Consider the following 21,407-nt stretch of genomic DNA (forward strand, 5'->3'; position numbering starts at 1 on the left):
CTCTCTGACGGCGGTCATCCGTCCGCCTGTCCGGCCCCGCCTCGCCGCCCACATTGTGAGCAACTGTGACGGCGAGTGGACAAGCCGACTGGCAACGTTGCTAGTCTAGTCGATTAGGTTAGCCTTGCCAATGTAGGTGTCCTGGTCGCTGCTGAGATCTCCGACCCGGATCGTTGCCCGACGGCGCGCTGACTGCGACAGACGATGACGTTGCCCGCGGCGGACGGTCGTCGGGCATGACAGCGCCGGTCCACACCGTGGCCGACGTCCCTCTTGAGGAGAGCAATGAGAACAGGACTTTCGATCATCGGCGCCGTGTGCGCATTGGCACTCGCCGGCTGCGGCGGCACCGGATCCGAGGCCGCAGACGATACCCCGGCAGAAGCGGCGGGTTCCGAACTTTCGGTTCCACTTCCCGAAGGGTGGTCCCAGGTCGGCGGTACGAGCGACTTCTCCGGCATCGAGGCGGAACCGAAACTGCCTGCCACGGTCACCGACGGCACCGGCACCGAGGTGGAGGTCAAGGACATCGACAAGATCATCGTCGCCGGCGACGGCGTCGCATCGACGCTCGGCGCGCTGGGCCTGGCCGACAACATCGAGGCCGCGCCCGAGAACTCGGCGGCGCCCGAGGGGATCGATGCCCCGCAGCACTTCGAGTTCAGTAAGAGCACCGGGGTCGAAGGCCTGCTGGCGATGGACGGCGCCCTGTTCATCGGCGACAACACGAAGCGCCACGGTGACGTCGCCGGTCAGTTCCGGGACGCCGGCACCGATGCGGTGGTCATGGACGATCAGCAGTCCCAATCGGACAAACTCAAGGCCGTGGCCTCCTACGTCGGTGCCGATGAGGCGGGTGAAGAGCTCGCGAAGACCGTCGACGACCAGCTCGCCGATGCCGCGAAGACCGCGAAGGACTCGGGCAAGCAGGATCTGTCGATCATCGAGGTCACTGCCACGGGAGCCGGCGGGCAGAACGCGGTCGCCGGCACTGGGACTCCGGGCAATGAGATGATCGAGACCCTCGGCTACACGAGTGTGGGCGCGGAGTCGAAGCTGCGCGGCTACTCCCGTGAGTTCAGCAATGAGGGCATCGTCGCCTCGGCGCCGGATGTCATCGTCATGGCCGAATCCGACTACGAGAAGTGGGGCGGCGAGGACGGCCTGTGGAAGGCGTTCCCGACGCTCGATCAGACTCCTGCAGGCCAGAACTCCGCGGTCTTCGTCATGCTCGATGCTCAGCTGAAGTACTCGAGCCCTGAGATCGGAGTCGGGGCTCAGGCCCTCGCCGAGGCTGTCGCGAAGCTCCCGTGACCCCGAAGGCTCCGACTCGCACCGCCGCCCCGGGCACCGCAGGCGCCCCGGCCGGACCGGATGCCACCGAGAACGCGGACGCCACCGGCGCCTCGGCGGCGTTCGGGCGTTCGGTCGATCCTGCGGCCCCGACCGGCTCCGCTGGGCGAGGCCGCAGGGCCGGCTCGGGCACCGAGGCGCGCCACACCGTCCGCCGACTCCCGCTGCTCACCTGCGTGATCATCGGCCTGGCGGTGCTTGCGGTGCTCATGGCCGTCTCTGCTTCGGTCGGTCCGCTGCGGATCCCCCTCGCCGAGGTCGCGCGCATCGTCGGGGCCCAACTGGGTGTCGTCGACGGTGCCGACCTCAGCCAGCGCGACGTCTCCGTCGTCTGGCAGCTGCGCGTGCCCCGCGTGCTCATGGGAGTGCTCGTCGGCGCGGCCCTCGCGATCTCGGGCGCGGCGCTGCAGAGCCTGTTCAACAACCCCCTCGCCGACCCCGGGATCATCGGGGTCAGCGGCGGAGCCTCGGCGGGTGCTGTGAGCGTCATCGTGCTCGCGGGCAGCAGCATCACCTGGCTGCTGCCCATCGGGGCCTTCCTCGCCGGCCTCGCCGTCACCGGACTCATCTATGTGCTGGCGCGTCCCGGACGCAACACGGGCACCTCGCGGATGCTGCTCGTCGGCATCGCCGTGGGGTCGGGCTGTCAGGCGCTGACCGGGTTCTTCACCTTCATCGCCGACGACCAGCAGCTCCAGACGCTGACCTTCTGGCAGATGGGGTCGCTGGCGAAGGTGATCTGGCCGCACTTCTGGGCGACCCTGCCGATCTTCCTCATCGGTCTTGCCATCGTCCTGGTCAACTCGCGTGCCCTCGATGTCCTCACGCTCGGCGAACGCGAAGCCCAACACCTCGGCCTCAATGTCCGACGCAGCCGTCTGATCATCATCATCGCCACCGCACTGCTCACGGGTGCCGCAGTCGCCTTCGCCGGCGCGATCGGATTCGTCGGCCTCGTCGTTCCGCACATCGTGCGCATCATCGTCGGCCCCGGCCACCGCGGCCTGCTGCCGATCTCCGCGATCGCCGGGGCGATCCTCATCGTCGCCGCCGACTGCGCCTCCCGCGTCGTCGCCCCGCCCTCGGAGGTCCCGATCGGCCTGTTCACCGCGGCCGTCGGCGCCCCGTTCTTCCTGTTCCTCGTCGTCCGGATGAAGAAGAGCTCATGGTGAAGACTCAACACAGCCGCACCCCCGATGCCCACGGCTCCGGCCCTCAGCCGCAGGCGACCACGTCCGCCGAGGCGGTCGTCCGGGCCCAGGATGTCACCTTCTGCGTGGATGGACGGGAACTCGTCTCCGGGATCTCGTTCAGTCTCCGCCACGGTGAGGTCGTCGCGCTCGTCGGCCCGAACGGAGCGGGAAAATCGACGATGCTCTCCCTTCTGGCCGGCGACATCGCTCCGACCCGGGGCACCGTCGAGATCGCCGGCACGGAGGTGAGGTCATGGAAGTCCGGGCCGCTGGCCCGCAGGCGCTCGGTGATGCTTCAGCACAACAGTGCGAACTTCGCCTTCAGCGTCGAGGAGGCCGTCCACATGGGGCGCCTGCCCTGGGACGTCGACGTCGACCGCGATGACCGCCTCGTTGCCGAGTCGATCGCCGATTCGGACCTGTGCGGCTTCGAGGATCGTGACATCACCACGCTCTCCGGTGGGGAGGCCGCCCGCGTGTCCTATGCGCGCACGAGGGTGCAGACGACGCCGATCATCTTCCTCGACGAGCCCACCGCCGCGCTCGACCTCAGGCATCAGGAGTCACTCCTGCGCTCGGTCAGACGCCTGCGCGACGAAGGGGCGGCAGTCATCGTCGTCCTCCACGATCTCAACCTCGCTCTGCGCTACGCCGATCGGGTGCTCGTCTTCGGCGACGGTCGCCTCGTCGCCGATGGTCCCCCGGGACAGGCGCTGAGCGAGGAACTCGTCGAAGCGGTCTACGGCCAGCGCGTGCGCCGCCTCGAAGCCGAAGGGATCGACACTCCCATCCTCGTCCCCGTCTGAACCGGTCCGTGTCTGACCGGTCCGTCTGAACCGGTCCCTCGGAACCTGTCCGTCTGACCGGCCCGTCTGACCGGTCACATCGTGACACCCGGACTGCCACCTCGGCGCCGGATCTGTGAAGATGGAGGCATGAACTCCACTCCGCAGACCGCCGCCTCGCACGCCGTGAAGGTCCGGGCCCCCGAACTCGTCGGGCGCCGATGGATGAACTCCGGCGGCAAGGAGCTGACCCTGGCCGACCTGCGCGGCAAGGTCGTCCTCCTCGACTTCTGGACCTTCTGCTGCATCAACTGCCTCCACGTCCTCGACGAGTTGCGTCCCCTCGAGGAGAAGTACGCGAAGGAACTCGTCATCATCGGCGTCCACTCGCCGAAGTTCGAGTTCGAACGCACCGTCGAGGCCGTCGACCAGGCCGTGGAACGCTACCAGGTCGAACACCTCGTCCTCGATGACCCGGACCTCGTCACCTGGCAGGCCTACACCGCTCGCGCCTGGCCGACCCTGGCCGTCATCGACCCTGAGGGCTACCTCGTGGCGACGATGTCCGGAGAGGGCCACGCCGCTGGGCTCACCGAGATCATCGAAGGCCTCATCGACGAGCATTCGGCCAAGGGAACGCTGCATTCCGGTGACGGCCCCTACGTTCCGCCGCCGGCACCCGAAACAGACCTGTTCTACCCCGGCAAGGTCACTCGTCTGCCCTCCGGGCATCTCCTCGTCGCTGACTCCGGCCACCACGGCCTCGTCGAATACGATGCCGACGGCACCACGATCATCCGCCGCATCGGCACGGGAGAGCGCGGGGCCGCGGACGGCGACTTCGCTTCGGCGTCGTTCAGCGAGCCCGGCGGCATCACCGTGCTGCCCGACGACCTCGCCGCCGAGGTCGGGTACGGTATCGTCGTCGCCGACACCGTCAACCACACCCTGCGCGGGATCGATCTCGAATCCGAAACCGTGACGACCATCGCCGGCACCGGGCAGCAGCACATGGTCGGCGCCATCGACAATGTCCGCGGCAAACACGGTGAACTGGGACGATACGACGGCCCCGGGCTCGACGTGAAGCTCTCGTCGCCGTGGGACGTCCTCTTCGTCCCCTCCACCGCCGAGGTGGTCGTGGCGATGGCCGGCAACCACACGATCTGGTCGTTCGATCCGAAGGACGGAGCGATCCGCATCCTCTCGGGCACGATGAATGAGGGGCTGAGCGACGGAGACGCCGAATCCGCGTGGTTCGCCCAGTCCTCGGGCCTCGACCTCGACGCCGACGGTCAGGTGCTCATCGCCGATTCCGAGACTTCGGCGATTCGTCGCCTCGACCCCGTCACCGGTGAAGTCACCACGCTCGTGGGAGTCGGCCTCTTCGACTTCGGATTCCGCGACGGCCCCGCCGCCGAGGCGCGCCTGCAGCATCCGCTGGGAGTGCGCGCCCTGCCCGATGGGTCCATCGCGATCGCCGACACCTACAACGGGGCCATCCGCCGCTACGACCCGCACACCGAGGAAGTGACGACCCTGGCCCGCGGTCTGCGTGAACCCTCGGACATCCTCGTCGTCGACTCAGCAGCCGGCGACGGCGACTCCTCCGGCCGAGGTGATGACCCCGACGGCGGCTCCGAGTCCTCGAGTGAGGCCGAGCTCCTCGTCGTCGAGTCCGCCTCCCACGCGCTGACGAGGGTGAGACTGCCCAAGGACGCCCAGACGGTCGACGAGGGGGCGCTGACGACGAAGCGACCGTCGACCGAAATCGCCTCCGGCCCGGTGTCGCTGAGCGTGAGCTTCACGGTGCCCGCGGGGCAGAAGCTCGACGACCGGTGGGGAGATCCCACGTTCCTGCAGGTCTCAGCGACCCCGCCCGAGCTCATCGTCTCCGGCGATGGAGGAGCCGAGGGGCTCAACCGCGAGATCGTCATCAACCCGGATCTCGACGGGGGAGTGCTCCATGTGACCGCTCGAGCCGCCGCCTGTGACGGCGAGCCCGGGGGAGAGATCCCCCTGCACGCGGCCTGCCACCTCTATCAGCAGGACTGGGGCATTCCGGTCGATCTCGCGGACTCGGCACCGAACGAACTCAACCTCGATCTGCGCGGCACCTGAGACGCTCGGCCCAGCGCCGTTGGTTCAAGTGCCGTTCGCTCGGCAGCATGCGCTCAGCGCGGTACGCATCGGACGACGCCATCCGCATGAGACGACGCCGCACGCATCAGACCACGGAGACGTCACCGAGGCGGCGCGGCTCGTAGCTGACCCGGGACGACTTCACGACCACGGAGCCGCCGAGGACGAAGGAGAGCTTCTCGTCGAGGTCGTGTTCGGCCGCGGTGACGATGTCTCGATAGCGGCCCTTGACCCGCACCTCGACCGTCGACGGGGTGAGTTCGAGGTCGTTGCCCGACGAGGTCAGGCCGATCTGCGGGCTGCGTTCGAGTGACCAGGTGATGTCGCCGATGATCGTGTTGTCCGTGTCGTAGCCGAAGACGCAGCCCGAGGGCATGAGGGTCTTCGACTTCATGCAGTCCTTGAGATGGTCGGTGACCTGCTGTTCGACGGTCTCTTCGAGCTTGGCCGTCGGTTCGGGCGACAGCGTGACGGTGGGAGAGTCGCCGGGAGCGGTCACCTCGGCGCGTTCGGACTTCGACTTCAGATACGTCGCATCGAAGCCGACGAGGTAGCTGGCCGGAAACAGCACGGGCACCTTTCCGGTGCTGACCCCATAGCCGTTGATCGTCGCCGTCGACGAACCGGAGACGTTGAGTGACAGCGTCGGCCACTCCTTCTGTTCGATGGCCCACCGGTCGAAGAGCCCCGCGCTCGCGGGCAGCCGGACCATCGTCAGATCGATCGTCTGCTCCTGCGAGGAGAGGTTGAAGCTGAGGCGGACCTTCGCGTGATCGCCGTCGACGGACAGAGTCTTCGCTTCGGCTTCCCGCGGCAGATCGGGGGCCGCCGAAAGCACCTCATCGCTGAGCGCCAACGTCGAGTTCGGAGTCGGCGCGGAGAGATAGGAGAAAGCACGATTCGCGTCACCCTGTTCGAGCGCACCGATATAGGCTTCGGCGGCGCGGGCGGGTGTGTAGAGGGTGAAGTTGAGGAGAGGAACGGCGGCGACCGTGAGGACGACGACCGTCAGCGCCGAGATCAGAAGTCTGCGCGAGGTTCGCATGTCGTTCCTGATTCGATTGGGGACTGAGCGGGGACTGAGCAGGTCTCAGTCTATCTGCCGAGCCTCATTCCACCGGGTAGGCATGCAGTGCGGAGGTGTCGACCTCGACGAAGACGTGGGTGCCGACCCTGACGTTTTCACGCAGTTCGGTGATCGTGGCGCCGAGGCCGGGGTGGATGATGCCGAAACCGGCCGAGGACCGGCCGTCTGCGGTCGCGTCTCCCGCAGCCGATGGCTCCTCGTCCCCGTCCGGGGCGTCCTCCGCATCATCGGTGCCCGCAGGCCTTCGGTCCGGCACACCGGCGAGGTCGGCCAGGTCGACGTCGAGGGCGAGCCCCATCTCGGTGTCGACCGGCGAGAGCTTCGCCTGCAGGCAGGTACCGCGATCACGCAATCCGGTGACGATGGCTTCGAACACCGTCGCCGAGGTGAACGCCGGGTCGTGTTCGTCCAGTGACAGGAGGGCGGCACGCCACCCGAGGGTGACGAAGACCTTCCCGTCGAGTTCGGTGCGGGCGCGCACGGCCGAATGGCCGATGAACAGCCATCCTTTGCGGGCCAGGCCCGAATAGACGTTGACTCCGCTGAGCTCGGCAGGCAGTGAGCCCCTGGGCTCGCTGACGATCTGCTCCAGGGATCCGAATGCGACGAGCTGGTCCTTTTCGATATCGGCCACCCCCGCCTCGGCGATGGTGTGGTCGGTGAGCGAATTGGAGCTGAACACGACTCCGCGCCCCTCGTGGGCGACGAGTTCGGCGAAGCGGTTGCGCAGTCCCGTGCGCAGGTGGCTCGGGACCGAAGCGAAGGGATCGATGAACGTCAGCCACTTCGCGCCGCTCGCCCAGGCCGCGGCCAGGGCGAGGCGGGCACGATCGGTCGCTTCGAGATCCGTGATCCGGCGGCGCAGGACCTCCGGACGCAGACCGAATGCTGTCAGTGCAGCGGATTGAGACGCTGCCGATGCCGCCTCCCCAGATCCGGCATCGGCTTCACGCAGGTACTTCTTCATCCAGCTGCGCACACGCGAACGACCCGACCGGGATCCGGTCGGGAAGCGTGGCGGTGGTGCGACGTGGGGCAGGGTCGCCGCGGACAGCACCACCGCAGTGGTGCTGTCCGGGCTGCCCATGAGTCCGAGCATTGTCCCTGCTCGCAGACGTCCTAGATCGATCTCGCGTCCGTCGAGCTGCAGCCCCGCGAGGGACAATTCATCGTTCAACTGTGTTTAGAACTCCGCTGGATCATCGGAGGCGTTCATCCGCCGACGGGTGATGATGACGGCTGCGGCACCGACGGCGAGCAGGCCGACGCCCAGCGCCAGTCCGGTCATCTCGGCACCGGTGCGCGGCAGATCGCTGCCGGCAGCGCCCGAGTCGCTTCCGCCTTCGTCGACAGCCGTGCCGTTGGTCAGCACCGTGAAGCTTCCGCCCTGAGGCTCATCGAAGCTCTCGGCCTGGGCACGGACGTTGTAGGTGCCGAGCACAGCCTTGACCTTGGCCTGGACACCGAACGTGGCCTTGCCTTCGGAGTCGGCCTGCTTGGTCATCGTGTAGCGGTCGACCTTGCCCTGGGCGTGCTCGACCGTGATGGTGACCTTCTCGCCGGGCTGCGCTCCGCTGACGCCGAGCTTGATGCCCTTGTCGAGGAAGTCCTCGGAGCTGATCTCGGTCGGGTCGATGGAGAGCGACTGCTTGGCAGCGGCCGGAGCTTCCTTCTCCTCGGTTCCGGGGCTGGCCGGTCCGGTGGATTCGGATTCCTTGTCCTCGGACTTCTCGTCCTTCGGGGCCGCGGAGGACTCGTCGCCGTCGGTTTCGGTCGGCTTCGGAGCCTCGGACGTGGGTTCGTCGCTCTCGGCCTCGTCCGTCTCGGTCGGGGCCTGGGCCGGAGCCTCATCCGTCTTGTCGGTTTCGGTCGGTTCCGGCGCCTTGGTCGTGGGCTCGTCGGTCTTCGTCTCCGACGGTTCCGGAGCCTTGGTAGACGGCTCGTCGGTCTTCGTCTCCGACGGTTCCGGAGCCTCGGTGGAGGGCTCGTCGGTCTTCGTCTCCGACGGCTCGTCGGTCTCACTGGGATCCTTGATCGGACCGGTGGCCGATTCGCAGTTGTCACCGGTCGGGTCGGAATCGTCGACATCGGAATCCGAAGCGACGACCTCGAAGGTCACCTTCGACGACTTCTTCTCCGATTTGAGATCCGTGAGGTAGAGCGAGTATTCGCCGACAGGCACCTGTGCGTCTTCGGTCGCGGTGAAGAAGTAGGTGCCGGACACCTGACCCTTCTCGTCGACCGTGAGCTTCTTGGGTGGGGTGTAGTCGGTGCCATCGGTGCCGATGACGGTCACGGTGGCCTTCTCATCTGCGGTGAATCCGGTTCCGGAGAAGCCGATTCCCTTCTTGCTGTTCGCGATATCGGCCCGGGTGACCTGCGCGTGCGCAAGGGTCGCCTGAGGATCCGACTCTTCGGGTACCGAGGAGTCGGCTTCGGAGTCGCTCGATGACTGCTGGTCGCCCTGGGCGCACAGCGGTTGCTGAGGTACCGAAGCGGTGGACTCTGTCGCTGCGAACGCCGGGGCGCCAGCAAGACCTGTCAAAGCAACGGCTACTGCGGGGGCAAGCACAAGACGCGAGGTCTTCACAGTAATGCCTTTCGATTGTTGTCTACCCACGAAAGGCGATGGGACTCCCGGCATTCCTTGGCTTAAGAAGGGGAAGGCACCATCGTGCGCGGGTCCGTACAGCTCATAACTCTAAAGCATTCATCAGCGCCTATGGGGAGACACACGGGGAAAAACCAGCATAAATTGGAGTAATCGTTATCGGTTTGTGACCTACGTGCGGCGTGTCGCGCAGAGTCGGAGGGAAATTCTGAGCTGGCGAGCCGTCGGATCTCGAGCGTGAAGGGGCCGGAACGACTACCATCGGATACGTGACTCTGCTTTCCGACCGCGACATCCGCGCCGAGCTCGACTCCGGCCGCATCGCCCTCGACCCCTACGACCCTTCGCTGATCCAACCGGCCAGTGTCGATGTTTGCCTCGACCGGTACTTCCGGCTCTTCGACAACCACAAATATCCGGTCATCGATCCGAGCCTCGAACAGCCCGAACTCACCCGCTTCCTCGAGGCTGCACCGGGAGAGCCCTTCGTACTGCACCCCGGCGAGTTCGTCCTCGCCTCCACGCACGAACTCGTGACTCTGCCCGACGATGTCGCGGCACGGCTCGAAGGGAAGTCCTCGCTGGGCCGGCTCGGCCTGCTCACGCACTCGACGGCCGGATTCATCGACCCCGGATTCAGCGGTCACGTCACCCTGGAACTGTCCAATGTCGCAACCCTGCCGATCACGCTGTGGCCGGGTATGAAGATCGGGCAGCTGTGCTTCTTCCGCCTCAGCTCCTCTGCCGTCAACCCCTACGGCTCCGCTGCCACCGGCAACCGGTACCAGGGCCAGCGCGGCCCGACCGCATCCCGTTCGCACCTGAACTTCTACCGGAGGGACATGTGATCACCCGCCGCGAACTGCGGCGCCAACGCGAAGCCGCCGAACGGGCCGAACGCGAGCGTGCCGACGCCGCGCGCTACCAGGGCGGTCTCGCCGCGTCCGCGGACACCGGCCCGGCGCGCTCCGTCTCGGATGGGTCGCCGGGGCCCGCGCCCTCCGTCTCGGCTGAGGCGCCGGGGCCCGGAGCCTCCGCCCCGGCTCGGCGCCGGACCGGGATGCCCTCGACCGGTCGCCCCGGGTACGGTGATCACCGCGCATCCGCGCCGGTCGACACTCCCACCTCGGTGGATCTGCGGGGTTTCCACCTTCTCCTCCTCGACGATGCCGTCGAGATCTCCGACGTCCTCGCACTCGTCCACAACAAGCTGCCGGACCTGCACCCGCAGCTCGACGAACACGGACAGATGAGGCTGAGTCGGCATTCGCGGCTCAGCTCCGGCACGGTCCTCGAACCCGCGGATGCCGCCGCCCTCGAAGTCCCCGACTGGGCCCACCACGCGATCGTCGTCGACTGTCCCCGCGACCGTCAGCCCTCCCCGCCACCGGACTGGTTCGCCGATGCCGACGGCCTCCATGCGGCTTTCCCCGAGGGCATGCCCGACCGGGAGGAGGAGCGGGTGCTCAGCCTCCTGCTCGCCATCGCCTCCCGCCTGCACACGGGAGTCCGCCTGGCCGACGAGCCCGGACTGCCGACGCGAGTGATCATCCCCGACCCCGAGGCGAAGGTCGACCTCTACCTGTACTCGCCCTACTGGCTGGAACCGCAGGTGGCCCTGGAGTTCGTGCGCCGCCACGCCCCGCACGCCTTCCAACAGTCGCTGCCCACCCCCGACGAAGATGTGCTCGCGCAGGCGAACATCGACGACCCGCTCTTCGATCCTTCGGCCCCCGTCATCCTCGACGGCTACGCCCTGCTCGTCCCGCTCGGAGACATCGATGAGGCCGCCGGCGGCCTCGAGATCCGGGTGATGGAGGCCGAGTGGGTGCCGCCGATCATCGCCGCCCACACGGATGCCCCGCAGATCGAATACCACGTGCACTGGATGGACACCGAGTCCCGGCGCCACCAACCGAATCCGCGGCGTCGATTCCGCAGCATGCGCGCCGAGGTGGCCCGACTGACCGACGCGATCGGAGCGGAGCTCCTCGTCGGCTGCGATGGGGTGGGAGTCGACGAGAACGGTTTCCTCGTGACCAGCCGCCAGCTGCGCGAGTGAGCGTCGACGGGGCCACGGCACCCGATGGGGCCGTCGGCGCCGTCTGCGACCGTCCTGGGAGTGCGAGCGAGGACCCCGCCGGTGACTACCCCGAGGACCTCGCGAAGGACCTCGCCGATGACTGCGCCGAGGACCTCGCCGATGACTGCGAGGGCGGGCGAGAAACGGGTTCGGCCGAGTGCACGCAATTGGGGAAACTTCGTCTGTCCGTGCAAAAATAAACTCACGAACCTTTCTCACAAACAGGCATATGACGGAGGTGGCTGCCGGTGATAGCCATGACAGGTGCCTTCTTCGGCGCGTCTGTCATCGCCTACCCCCTGGTTCGTCTCCTCGGCCGCAACGCCTTCTTCTACCTCGCGCTCGTCCCCTTCGCCGGACTGGTGCTGAGCCTCTCGAAAGTTCACGACCTCTTCGGCCCCGGCGCCCATCCGCTCGTCGAAAGCATGAACTGGCTCCCGGAGCTCGGGCTCGAAGGTGTGTTCCGCCTCGACGTGCTCTCATGGATCATGACGCTGCTCGTCACCGGAGTCGGGGCGCTCGTCTTCGTCTACTGCGCCCGCTACTTCCCGCCCGACGAACCCGGACTGGCCCGGTTCGCCGGCATCTTCATGGCCTTCGCAGGCATGATGTACGGACTCGTCATCGCCGACGACCTCCTCATGCTCTACCTGTTCTGGGAAGGCACCACGGTCTTCTCCTACCTGCTCATCGGACACAGCCAGTCCCGGCGCCGCTCGCGTCAGGCGGCCCTGCAGGCGCTCATCGTCACCACCGCCGGCGGTCTGGCCATGCTCGTGGGCATGGTCCTACTCATCACCGCCACCGGCACCGGCCGGATCTCGACCCTGATCGACCGGGCACAGCTGGGCATGGACACCGGCGGAGTCATCATCTCCGCGATCATCCTCATCCTCATCGGCGCGATCTCGAAGTCCGCGCTCATGCCCTTCCACTTCTGGCTGCCCGGCGCCATGGCCGCCCCCACCCCGGTCAGTGCGTACCTGCACGCTGCGGCCATGGTCAAGGCCGGCATCTACCTCGTGCTGCGCCTGGCCCCCGGCTACAACAACATCCCCGGCTGGTCCGAAGTGCTGCTCACCCTGGGCCTGCTGACGATGTTCATCGGCGGCTGGCAGGCGCTGAAGCAGACCGACCTCAAACTGCTGCTGGCCTTCGGCACGGTCTCCCAGCTGGGCTTCCTCACGACGATGGCCTCCTTCGGCACTCCGGACATCACGAAGGCGGCACTCGGGCTGCTCATCGCCCACGCCCTGTTCAAGTCCTGCCTGTTCCTGTGCGTCGGCATCATCGACCACCGTGCCGGCACCCGTGACCTCACGAAGCTCTCCGGCGGCTGGAAGGCATTCCCCGTCGTCGCCGTGTGCGCGACGATCGCCGCCGCCTCGATGGCGGGACTGCCCCCGCTGCTCGGCTTCGCCGCCAAGGAAGCCGCCTACTCGACCCTCCTGTCCTCACCGGACAAGGCCTCGGTCATCGGCTTCATCGGCATCATGATCGGCTCGATCCTCACCGTCGCCTATTCCGCCCGCTTCGTCTGGGGCGCTTTCTCCTCGAAGCCCGGCGTCGACGACATCGCCCGCCGCGATGAGAAGCTCGGCCTCGTCTTCTCCCCGATCATCCTCACCGCGCTCACCTTGGCGCTGGGCCCGGGCGCCGGACTACTTGACGGATACTTCTCCGCCTGGACCGCCGAGCTGCCGATCGTGGCCGCCGAGGACGGGCACTACCACCTGGCGCTGTGGCACGGCTTCGAACCGGCGCTCGCCTTCACCGCCGTGACGGTCGCCGTCGGCGCGGCCCTGTTCTTCCTCCGCCACCCGTTCGCGAGAGTGCAGTCGACTCTGCCCTCGGGCATCGATTTCCACGAGCTCTACCGGCGGCTCATCAGCTGGATGGAAGCACTGGCGCTGTGGGTCACCGCCCGCACGCAACGCGGTTCGCTGCCGTTCTACCAGGGTGTGGTCTACCTCGTCCTCGTCGCCGGAGTGGGCCTGGCCATCATCGCCAACGACACCTGGAACATCGACTTCCGCCTCTCCGACACCCCTCTCGACTTCATCGTCGCCACCGTCCTCATCGTCGTCGCGATCGGTGCCACCCGGGCGAAGAAGCGCTTCACGGCCGTCGTCGTCACCGGCATCTCCGGCTATGCGATGGTCGCGTACTTCGCGTTCGTCGGCGCCCCCGACCTGGCCCTGACCCAGGTGCTGGTGGAGACCATCACGATCGTCGTCTTCGTCCTCGTCCTCCGCCGTCTGCCGGCCCGGATCGGCGAATCCACGGGGCGTCTCACTCCCGCCTGGCGGGCGATCATCGGCGGTGCCGTGGGCATCACGGTGATGCTCGTGGTCCTCATCGCCGCCGGGGTGCGCGTGGCCGACCCGGTCTCGACGGACTTCGGTCAGCTCGCCTACGAACTCGGCCACGGCCAGAACATCGTCAACGTCACCCTCGTCGACATCCGCGCCTGGGACACGATGGGTGAGATCTCCGTGCTCGTGGCGGCGGGAACCGGTGTCGCCGGACTCATCTTCGTCCGCGGCCGCGAAGGCCACCTGCACCGGTTCGAGAGGAAGAAGGACGGCACCGAGGCGGCCGGCCGGATCCGCTTCCAACCCGTGTCCGAGGACGTCGTCGACCTCCACCATCCCGGGCGGGAGGACCTGTCCCAGAAACGTGTGTCCTGGCTCATCGCCGGCCGCACCCTGGCTCCGCGCAACCGGTCGATCATTCTCGAGGTCACCGCGCGACTGATCTTCCACGCCGTCTTCGTCTTCTCCGTCTACCTCCTCTTCGCCGGCCATAACGAACCCGGCGGCGGTTTCGCCGGCGGCCTCGTCGCCGGTCTCGCTCTCGTCGTGCGCTACCTCGCCGGAGGCAAGTACGAACTCGCCGAGGCGGCCCCCTTCACTCCCTCGGGAATGCTCGGCACCGGTCTCGTCACCGCGATCCTCACCGTCGTCGGCGGTTGGGTGTGGGGCGATACCGTCTTCGACTCCGTCTACCTCGAAGGCGATCTGCCGTTGCTGGGTCATCTGTCCTTCGGCACGTCGACGTTCTTCGACATCGGCGTCTACCTCATCGTCATCGGCCTCATGCTCGACATCCTCCGCTCGCTCGGAGCCGAGGTCGACCTGCACCAGGAACGTGACGAAGCGATGCTCACCCACCGCATCCACGACAACGTCAACTTCTCCGAGAACATGGGATCGACCGCCGAACACCGCGCCGTGTCCGAGATCATCCACCGGGTCAATGAGCTCGACGTCGACAACGGTGCGGAAGGAGGCCGCCTATGAGCATGCCCTTCATCATGGTCCTGGCCATGGGTGTCCTCTTCGCCTCCGGCATCTACCTCATGCTCGAACGCTCCCTGACCCGCGTCCTGCTCGGCTTCATCCTGCTCGGCAACGGGGTCAACCTGCTCATCATCCTCACCGCCGGACGCGGTTCGCCGCCCCTGACCGACGGGAAGGACCTGTCGACCGAGGGCATGTCCGATCCGCTGCCGCAGGCGCTCATCCTCACCGCCATCGTCATCACCTTCGCCGTGACCGCGTTCCTGCTGGCGATGATCTACCGCTCCTGGAGGCTCATGCGCGCCGATTCGCTGCAGGACGACGACACCGACCTCCAGGTCGCGATCACGAAGGTCATCGACTCCGAAGCCGAGGCGAGCACGGACTACGACGACACCGAGTTCGGTGACGAGGCCGAATCGCCGATCGTCGGCGCCGTCGACCTCGATGACGACGGCACTCCCGAAGAGCGGGAGGAGATCGCCGAGGAGATCGAGGACGCGGAGACCCCGACTGAAGCCGATGACATCGCCGAGGCGGTCGTGGAGTCCCAGACGCAAGCGCACAGCGCCGCTGAAGCGGAGGCCGCAGAAGCGGCCCGAGAAGAGACAGCGCCGGATGACGAGTCCGGGAACACGGAGCCGGATGACGAGCACGGGAAGGGGGACCGGCCATGATCGATCTGCTGCCCGTCCTCGTCCCGCTGCCGGTGCTGCTGCCGCTGCTCGGCGCCGGCATCGCCCTCATCCTGTCCAAGCACACACGGATGCAGAACCTCGTGTCGGTCGCGATCCTCGTGGCCGTCATGGTCATCGCCACGATCATCCTCTTCGGCGTCGACATGCACGGTCCGCAGGTCGTGGCGATCGGCGGTTGGCAGCCGCCGGCGGGCATCGTGCTCGTGGCCGACCGGCTCTCCGCCCTCATGCTCATCGTGTCCTCGCTGGTCACTCTGTGCGTGCTCGTGTACGCGCTGAGCCAGGACGCCAACGACGATTCGAACGAGACCCCGATCTCCGTGTTCAACCCCAGTTACCTGGTGCTGTGCGCGGGCATTGCGAACTCGTTCCTCGCCGGGGACCTGTTCAACCTCTACGTCGGCTTCGAGATGTTCCTCGTCGCCTCCTATGTGCTGCTCACCCTCGGAGCCACGGCCGAGCGCATCCGGGCCGGAGTCACCTATGTGATCATCTCGCTCGTCTCCTCGGTGATCTTCCTCGCCGCGATCGGCATCATCTACGCAGCGTGCGGAACCGTGAACATGGCGCAGCTGTCGCAGAGGCTCTCCGAGCTGCCTGCCGATGTGCAGATGATCCTCCACGTGATGCTGCTGCTCGGCTTCGGCATCAAGGCCGCGATCTTCCCGCTGTCCTTCTGGCTGCCCGACTCCTACCCGACCGCTCCGGCCCCGGTGACCGCAGTGTTCGCGGGTCTGCTGACGAAGGTCGGCATCTATGCGATCATCCGCACGGAGACCCTGCTCTTCGCCGAATCCTCGCTGCGGGTGCCGCTGCTCATCGCGGCGGGGCTGACGATGCTCGTGGGCATCCTCGGCGCCATCGCGCAGTCGGAGATCAAGAGGATCGTGTCCTTCACCTTGGTCTCCCACATCGGCTACATGCTCTTCGGCGTGGCCTTGGGCACCAGTGTCGGTCTGTCCGCGGCGATCTACTACACGGTCCACCACATCATCGTCCAGACCGCGCTGTTCCTGGCGATCGGGCTCGTGGAAATGCGCGGCGGGTCCACCTCGACGCGGTCCCTGGGTGGTCTCATGGTGCTCTCGCCGGTGCTGACGATCATCTTCTTCATTCCCGCGCTCAATCTCTCGGGCATTCCTCCGTTCTCCGGATTCATCGGCAAGGTCGCCCTGTTCCTCGCCGGATTCGACGATCAGGCGTGGCTGCCCACCGTCCTCATCGTCGCGGGCACCGTGACGAGCCTGCTCACGCTCTACGTCATCGGCCGTACCTTCAACCTCGCGTTCTGGCGTGATCCGGCCGATGTGGAAGAGCCCAACGAGGACCTCGTCGAGGAATTCGCCGACCGGAAGAAGACGCTGCTGGCGGGGAAGAAGTGGCAGTCTCAGATCGGCGTGCCCCCTGCTATGGTGGTGGCCACCTCGGTGGTCGTCATCGCCTCCCTCATCCTCACGGTCGCGGCCGAACCCCTGTGGGTTATGGCGAACCGCGCCGCCGAGAATCTGCAGACGCCGATCGACTATGTCACGAACGTGCTCGGAGGTGACGACTGATGAGTCCGAACCGGGCACGGATGAGCCGGGGCCGCGGAATCGTCCAGCAGTTCGTGCTGCTCGTCTCGCTGGTCCTGCTGTGGCTGATGCTGTGGGATTCGATCACCGTACTCACCGTGGTCTCCGGGATCGTCCTCGCCTTCCTCGTCACCCGTATCTTCTACCTCCCGCCCGTCGTGCTCTCCGGTCGGTTCAACGTCTGGCACGGCGCGGTGTTCGCCCTGTGGTTCCTCTACTCGGTCCTCCACGCCTCGATCGAGGTCGCCTGGTATGCGTTCCGTCGCCGTGCCGTCGGCGCCGGTTCGGTCATCGCCTGCGATCTGCGCACGAGCTCCGATCTCGTGCTCACCCTCATCGCCGACACCGCCAGCCTCATCCCGGGATCGATCATCATCGACAGTGATCGCGCGATGGGCATCCTCTACCTGCACTTCCTCGACTGCGATTCCGAGGAGAAGCTGCATCAGGCGAAGGCGCAGGTCTACCACATCGAGGAGCTGCTCATCCGCACCCTCGGTTCGGCCCGCGACCTCGGGGCACTGCGTGCCCGCCCGGATCCGCTGGGCGAAGTCGAGGGAGGACGCGCATGAGTCAGATCGTCTTCGACCTCCTCGTCATCGCCGGGTCGGTGCTGTTGGCCGCCTCGGTGTTCATCGCGCTCTACCGGATCGTCCGCGGCCCCTCGATCCTCGACCGGATGATCGGCACCGATGTCGTGCTCGCCTCGATCATGTGCGGACTCGGCGGGTACATGGCCCTGGCCGACCGCACGGATCTGCTGCCCGTTCTCATCGTGCTCGCGATGCTCGGCTTCGTCGGCTCCGTGAGCGTGTCGCGATACGTATCGAAATCCGATTCGATGACGCCCGGCTCCGAGTCGGGAGCGCTGTCGGACTTCTCGGCATCGGATTGGCACATGTCCCAAGATGCTCAGGACGACGATTCCGCCGAGGCTGCTGCCCGGAGAGCAGCGCCAGGGCCCGGTTCGGTCCCGGTCTCCGATGAGGTCACCGAGATCTCGGACCCGACTTTCGACGCACACGCTGATGCCGGCGGGGAAGGCGAGGGCACCGGACCCGATCCCGGACCCGACGACGCCGAGCATATGTTCACGGGCCGCGGTGATTCTGCCCCTGGCCGAGACGATTCCGCCCCTGGCCGCAATGATTCCGCCCCCGGCCGCGGCGAAGGGAGCACCCATGGTTCTTGACATCATCTCGGCCGTGCTCATCCTCCTCGGCGCTGTGCTGTCCCTGGCTGCGGCGCTCGGTCTCGTGCGGTTCGGGGATCTCCTCTCACGCATGCACGCGAGTGCGAAGCCCCAGGTCCTGGGGCTGATGCTCGTGGCCGTGGCGGTCGCCATCCAGTTCCCGACCTGGGCGACGGTGACGACGCTGGCGATCGTCATCTCCTTCCAGCTCGTGACGATCCCCGTCGCCACCCATATGGTCGGCCGCGCCGGCTATCGCACCAAACACCTGCGTCGTTCTATGCTGTATCGAGATGAACTCGCCGAGGCGGTCGACCGTGCCGAGGCCCGAGAAGTTGCCTGGGAACGCCAGAGAGGAACCGGAACTGAGCACCATGACGGCTGACAATCACACCGAGCCCCAACCACTCGTCTTGGTTGCCGACGACGAGCCGGATGTGCTCGGTGCGGTGGTGCCCTTCCTCGAGCGTTCCGGATTCCGGGTCCTGCCGGCCAGTGACGGCCTGCTGGCACTCGACGAGATCCACCGCCACAAACCCGATGTCTGCGTGCTCGACGTGCTCATGCCCGGAGCCGATGGCCGGCAGGTGCTCCGACGCCTGCGGCAGGAGGAGAACTGGGTCCCGGTGCTGCTGCTGACGCAGGTCGGTGAGGGTGTGGAACGGGCGATGGCGCTGGAAGAGGGCGCCGACGACTACCTCAACAAACCCTTCGATCCGCACGAACTCGTCGCCCGCATCCGGGCGGTGCTGCGCCGGACCCGCAATGACGGGCCGCCCTTGGCCACCGCACCGGTACTCGTCTCGAGCTTCGGCCTGCGCGTGGACCGGGTGGGGCGGCGTGCCTGGCTGGGACAGCGCGAACTCGTCATCACCCCGAAGGGCTTCACCCTGCTCGAATACCTCATGGTACACAAGGACGAACTCATCGAACGCTCCCGCCTGCTCGAGGTGCTGTGGGGGTTCGAAGAGGCCGTGGGTACCCGTGCCGTCGATTCGCGCGTTGCCGAACTGCGACGCGTCCTCGGAGAAGACGCTGCCGAACCGCGGTGGATCGCGACCGTCCAGGGGCGCGGATACCGCTTCGTCGGTGAGGTCCGCGGTGAGGACGGGCAGAGGCGTCTATGACGAACTTCCTCGTCGTCGAGATCCAGGTCTGGCTGTTCCTGCTCCTGCTCGTCCTCGTGCTCGCGGGGCTGGCTGTCGGCGCCTGGTTCGGATGGCGGTATCTCAAGAGGCGCGAGGCGCAGCTGCGGGAATCCATCGAGACGGCCGCGGCAGAGGACTCGATGACCAAGCGCAACCGCATGCTCATCCGCCTCGACCATGAGCTGAAGAACCCTTTGACCGCGCTGCGCACATCCGCGGCGAGCATCCGCGAAGTCGTCCGCGACGGAGGCACCCTCACCGAGGTCGAGCCCGCCGCCAAACAGGTCGACGTGTCCTCCCGTAGGGTCGCCCGACTGCTCGCTGACCTGCGCAAACTCGCCGATGTCGAAACGCGCATCATCGAATATGCCCGCGTCGACCTCGACGCGCTCATCCATCAGGCGGTCGAGGACGCCTCGACCGCGCCCGGCGCCGAGGATCGGATGATCGTGGCCACGGTCGCCCGTGCTCCGTGGCGGCTGCCCGATGTCGCCGGGGAGGAGGATCTGCTGCTCACCGCGATCCTCAACCTGTTGGGCAATGCGCTCAAATACTCTTCGCAGGCCGAGGTCGTCGAGCTGCGCGCGAACGAGCAGATCATCGATGGACACCGGTGGGTCGTCGTCGAGGTCGCCGACACCGGCAGCGGCATTCCGCTGGCCGAACAGGAAGCCGTCTGGGACGAACTCTCCCGCGGTTCCCGGGTGCGGGCGGTCGCCGGTTCGGGGATGGGACTCTCGCTTGTCCGGGCCATCGTCACCCGGCACGGCGGTTCCGTGCAGCTGTTCAGCCAGGAGGGTGTGGGCACCTCGGTGCGCATCGTCCTGCCGGTGCTCGCCGATGCCGCGCCCGTCACGGTTCCGCAGATGTCGGAGCATATGGATCGGGTCGCCGCCGGTTCGCACCCGGTGCAGCCGATGCAGCAGGCGGATTCGCGGCGGTCTCCCGGGTTCCTTCCCCCGAGACAGCCGAACGAGGCCGAACTGCAGGGCCGGATCCTCGGCACCCCGCGGCGGACTTCGAAGCGTCGCCTCGAACGGGTCGACGGAGCTTTGGTCAACCGCACCACCGGAGAGTCCGTCTCCGGTGGATTCCCACCCGATTCCGGGCAGCATTCCCAGTTCAAGCCGCCGCGGTCAGGGCCGGGCGCACAGAATCTTCCTGAGGGCGGACCGCCCGTCGGCAGCCAGCCGGGCCAGCAGCACGGGGGCCAGCAGAACTTCGGCCAGCCGGACAGCGGACCCCAGAATTTCGGGCAGTCGAACTCCGGGCCGCACGGGTACCAGCAGCCGAACGGCGGGCCCCAGAATTTCGGGCAGTCGAACTCCGGGTCGCAGGGGTATCAGCAGCCGGACAGCGGGCCCCAGAATTTCGGACAGTCGAGCAGCGGGCCGCAGGCAAACAGTGGCCCCCAGCAACCGAACAGTGGACCCCACGGGCCCCAGCAGCCGAACAGCGGACCGCAGCCGCCGTACCGCCGAGACAACGGTGAGCAGCCGTGAGCTCGGTGTCACCGCTGCGCCTCGCGGCAGCCGGGACGCTCGCGCTGACCGTTCTCCTCAGTGGCTGCTCGGTCCTGCAGATCCGCACCGAGGACAAGGACGCCGGCCCCGTGCGCGTGGGCGTGCAGAAGACACCGGGCCCCGAACCCACGGACAAGCCCACCGATGCGGGCATCCCCGAGGGGATGTCGAAGAAGACGATCTCGCTCGGCGATTCCTGTCCTGTGACCATCTCCTTCGCTCTCGGCGACGACTGGACGGGCGGCGCCGGAGACACCGACAAGTTCCGGGTGTTCCATCGCGGTTCCGACAGTCGGGATTCCGACGTCATCCTCATCAACTGCTCCGAGGACTTCGGCGGCAGCGCGCAGGCGATCATCGATTCGAAGCGCAAATACACCTTCGACGGCAAGGGCTCCCAGGTTCTGTCGGAGACGACCGGTTCCCTCAACGCCGGCGAGTATTGGAGCTTCCAAGGCGAGCTGGGGTCGTCTGAGATCCTCGCGATCAACAGCCAGCCCACACTCATGTACGGGGTGCAGACCGGATACACGATCAACGGCAGACTGGTGAATCTCTCCATCGAGATGCGCGCTGTGAAGGAACACGCGAACGCGGACGAGGACTTCAAGAAGATGCTGCCGACGGTGACGATCGGCGGGCAGAAGGTCCCGGCTCCGACCTTCCGCTAGAGGCGGTCGCGCTCAAGCGATTCTCCTTTCAGCGCCCCCTTGTCC

At 66.9% G+C, this 21,407-nt stretch carries 19 protein-coding genes; 16 read left to right on the forward strand and 3 right to left on the reverse strand.

Features of this window, described 5'->3' with window-relative positions; all coding sequences use genetic code 11:
- The first annotated feature begins 285 nt into the window (after positions 1–285).
- The 4 genes from ACSE4D_RS09245 to ACSE4D_RS09260 all read left to right on the forward strand — a co-directional run bounded on the left by ACSE4D_RS09245 (position 286) and on the right by ACSE4D_RS09260 (position 5,452).
- On the forward strand, positions 286–1,314 hold the full coding sequence (locus ACSE4D_RS09245; RefSeq protein WP_135541646.1) for an ABC transporter substrate-binding protein: 1,029 nt from the start codon (positions 286–288) through the stop codon (positions 1,312–1,314).
- Positions 1,311–2,525: a FecCD family ABC transporter permease gene (locus ACSE4D_RS09250; protein ID WP_240690016.1), complete on the forward strand. Its 1,215-nt coding sequence runs from the start codon at positions 1,311–1,313 to the stop codon at positions 2,523–2,525. The genes ACSE4D_RS09245 and ACSE4D_RS09250 overlap by 4 nt, the downstream gene beginning before the upstream one ends.
- Positions 2,519–3,352 (forward strand): heme ABC transporter ATP-binding protein, encoded by an 834-nt coding sequence (locus ACSE4D_RS09255; protein ID WP_135541644.1) that lies wholly within the window; start codon positions 2,519–2,521, stop codon positions 3,350–3,352. Before ACSE4D_RS09250 ends, ACSE4D_RS09255 begins: the two co-directional genes overlap by 7 nt.
- Positions 3,353–3,481: 129 nt before the next feature.
- Complete coding sequence (locus ACSE4D_RS09260) at positions 3,482–5,452, forward strand: NHL domain-containing thioredoxin family protein (protein ID WP_135541643.1); 1,971 nt, start codon at positions 3,482–3,484, stop codon at positions 5,450–5,452.
- Positions 5,453–5,558: 106 nt separating this feature from the next.
- Here the strand turns inward: ACSE4D_RS09260 and ACSE4D_RS09265 are convergent, their stop codons facing one another.
- The 3 genes from ACSE4D_RS09265 to ACSE4D_RS09275 all read right to left on the reverse strand — a co-directional run bounded on the left by ACSE4D_RS09265 (position 5,559) and on the right by ACSE4D_RS09275 (position 9,105).
- A complete protein-coding gene (locus ACSE4D_RS09265) occupies positions 5,559–6,518 on the reverse strand; it encodes a hypothetical protein (RefSeq protein ID WP_135541641.1) in 960 nt (319 codons plus the stop codon).
- A 64-nt stretch (positions 6,519–6,582) separates the two neighbouring features.
- Positions 6,583–7,737, reverse strand: coding sequence for an ABC transporter (locus ACSE4D_RS09270; RefSeq protein WP_135541639.1), 1,155 nt, complete (start codon positions 7,735–7,737; stop codon positions 6,583–6,585).
- Between the two features lie 6 nt (positions 7,738–7,743).
- The gene (locus tag ACSE4D_RS09275; RefSeq protein WP_167854470.1) at positions 7,744–9,105 is read right to left on the reverse strand and encodes an LPXTG cell wall anchor domain-containing protein; all 1,362 of its coding nucleotides are present in this window, start codon (positions 9,103–9,105) and stop codon (positions 7,744–7,746) included.
- Positions 9,106–9,440: 335 nt separating this feature from the next.
- Between ACSE4D_RS09275 and dcd the strand changes: the two genes are divergently transcribed.
- Genes dcd through ACSE4D_RS09335 form a run of 12 tightly spaced genes read left to right on the forward strand, consistent with a single transcriptional unit; the run spans position 9,441 to position 21,362 of the window.
- Positions 9,441–10,019: a dCTP deaminase gene (gene dcd, locus ACSE4D_RS09280; RefSeq protein WP_135541635.1), complete on the forward strand. Its 579-nt coding sequence runs from the start codon at positions 9,441–9,443 to the stop codon at positions 10,017–10,019.
- Positions 10,016–11,233, forward strand: a complete 1,218-nt coding sequence (locus ACSE4D_RS09285; protein ID WP_240690015.1) for a hypothetical protein — start codon at positions 10,016–10,018, stop codon at positions 11,231–11,233. The genes dcd and ACSE4D_RS09285 overlap by 4 nt, the downstream gene beginning before the upstream one ends.
- Positions 11,230–11,454: a hypothetical protein gene (locus tag ACSE4D_RS09290; RefSeq protein ID WP_135541633.1), complete on the forward strand. Its 225-nt coding sequence runs from the start codon at positions 11,230–11,232 to the stop codon at positions 11,452–11,454. Before ACSE4D_RS09285 ends, ACSE4D_RS09290 begins: the two co-directional genes overlap by 4 nt.
- 57 nt (positions 11,455–11,511) lie before the next feature.
- On the forward strand, positions 11,512–14,556 hold the full coding sequence (locus tag ACSE4D_RS09295) for a Na+/H+ antiporter subunit A (RefSeq protein ID WP_135541722.1): 3,045 nt from the start codon (positions 11,512–11,514) through the stop codon (positions 14,554–14,556).
- A complete protein-coding gene (locus ACSE4D_RS09300) occupies positions 14,553–15,233 on the forward strand; it encodes a Na(+)/H(+) antiporter subunit C (RefSeq protein WP_240690013.1) in 681 nt (226 codons plus the stop codon). Before ACSE4D_RS09295 ends, ACSE4D_RS09300 begins: the two co-directional genes overlap by 4 nt.
- Positions 15,230–16,810, forward strand: a complete 1,581-nt coding sequence (locus tag ACSE4D_RS09305; RefSeq protein ID WP_135541631.1) for a Na+/H+ antiporter subunit D — start codon at positions 15,230–15,232, stop codon at positions 16,808–16,810. The genes ACSE4D_RS09300 and ACSE4D_RS09305 overlap by 4 nt, the downstream gene beginning before the upstream one ends.
- Positions 16,810–17,400, forward strand: a complete 591-nt coding sequence (locus ACSE4D_RS09310) for a Na+/H+ antiporter subunit E (RefSeq protein ID WP_135541629.1) — start codon at positions 16,810–16,812, stop codon at positions 17,398–17,400. Before ACSE4D_RS09305 ends, ACSE4D_RS09310 begins: the two co-directional genes overlap by 1 nt.
- Positions 17,397–18,020: a monovalent cation/H+ antiporter complex subunit F gene (locus ACSE4D_RS09315; protein ID WP_135541627.1), complete on the forward strand. Its 624-nt coding sequence runs from the start codon at positions 17,397–17,399 to the stop codon at positions 18,018–18,020. Before ACSE4D_RS09310 ends, ACSE4D_RS09315 begins: the two co-directional genes overlap by 4 nt.
- Positions 18,010–18,405 (forward strand): monovalent cation/H(+) antiporter subunit G, encoded by a 396-nt coding sequence (mnhG, locus tag ACSE4D_RS09320; RefSeq protein WP_135541625.1) that lies wholly within the window; start codon positions 18,010–18,012, stop codon positions 18,403–18,405. The genes ACSE4D_RS09315 and mnhG overlap by 11 nt, the downstream gene beginning before the upstream one ends.
- The gene (locus tag ACSE4D_RS09325) at positions 18,395–19,147 is read left to right on the forward strand and encodes a response regulator transcription factor (protein WP_135541623.1); all 753 of its coding nucleotides are present in this window, start codon (positions 18,395–18,397) and stop codon (positions 19,145–19,147) included. Before mnhG ends, ACSE4D_RS09325 begins: the two co-directional genes overlap by 11 nt.
- Positions 19,144–20,670 (forward strand): sensor histidine kinase, encoded by a 1,527-nt coding sequence (locus tag ACSE4D_RS09330; RefSeq protein ID WP_135541621.1) that lies wholly within the window; start codon positions 19,144–19,146, stop codon positions 20,668–20,670. Before ACSE4D_RS09325 ends, ACSE4D_RS09330 begins: the two co-directional genes overlap by 4 nt.
- Positions 20,667–21,362, forward strand: coding sequence for a hypothetical protein (locus tag ACSE4D_RS09335; protein WP_240690011.1), 696 nt, complete (start codon positions 20,667–20,669; stop codon positions 21,360–21,362). The genes ACSE4D_RS09330 and ACSE4D_RS09335 overlap by 4 nt, the downstream gene beginning before the upstream one ends.
- The last annotated feature ends 45 nt before the right edge of the window (positions 21,363–21,407 follow it).

The organism is Brevibacterium sp. FAM 27836 (assembly GCF_051351055.1).
Lineage (GTDB): Bacteria > Actinomycetota > Actinomycetes > Actinomycetales > Brevibacteriaceae > Brevibacterium.

What these genes read in the sequence shown, in the direction of transcription:
- ACSE4D_RS09245 (WP_135541646.1), top strand. Translation starts at nt 286, where the DNA reads ATGAGAACAGGACTTTCGATCATCGGCGCCGTGTGCGCATTGGCACTC.
- ACSE4D_RS09255 (WP_135541644.1), top strand. Translation starts at nt 2,519, where the DNA reads ATGGTGAAGACTCAACACAGCCGCACCCCCGATGCCCACGGCTCCGGC.
- ACSE4D_RS09260 (WP_135541643.1), top strand. Translation starts at nt 3,482, where the DNA reads ATGAACTCCACTCCGCAGACCGCCGCCTCGCACGCCGTGAAGGTCCGG.
- ACSE4D_RS09265 (WP_135541641.1), bottom strand. Translation starts at nt 6,518, where the DNA reads ATGCGAACCTCGCGCAGACTTCTGATCTCGGCGCTGACGGTCGTCGTC.
- ACSE4D_RS09295 (WP_135541722.1), top strand. Translation starts at nt 11,512, where the DNA reads ATGACAGGTGCCTTCTTCGGCGCGTCTGTCATCGCCTACCCCCTGGTT.
- ACSE4D_RS09300 (WP_240690013.1), top strand. Translation starts at nt 14,553, where the DNA reads ATGAGCATGCCCTTCATCATGGTCCTGGCCATGGGTGTCCTCTTCGCC.
- ACSE4D_RS09305 (WP_135541631.1), top strand. Translation starts at nt 15,230, where the DNA reads ATGATCGATCTGCTGCCCGTCCTCGTCCCGCTGCCGGTGCTGCTGCCG.
- ACSE4D_RS09310 (WP_135541629.1), top strand. Translation starts at nt 16,810, where the DNA reads ATGAGTCCGAACCGGGCACGGATGAGCCGGGGCCGCGGAATCGTCCAG.
- ACSE4D_RS09315 (WP_135541627.1), top strand. Translation starts at nt 17,397, where the DNA reads ATGAGTCAGATCGTCTTCGACCTCCTCGTCATCGCCGGGTCGGTGCTG.
- mnhG (WP_135541625.1), top strand. Translation starts at nt 18,010, where the DNA reads ATGGTTCTTGACATCATCTCGGCCGTGCTCATCCTCCTCGGCGCTGTG.
- ACSE4D_RS09325 (WP_135541623.1), top strand. Translation starts at nt 18,395, where the DNA reads ATGACGGCTGACAATCACACCGAGCCCCAACCACTCGTCTTGGTTGCC.
- ACSE4D_RS09330 (WP_135541621.1), top strand. Translation starts at nt 19,144, where the DNA reads ATGACGAACTTCCTCGTCGTCGAGATCCAGGTCTGGCTGTTCCTGCTC.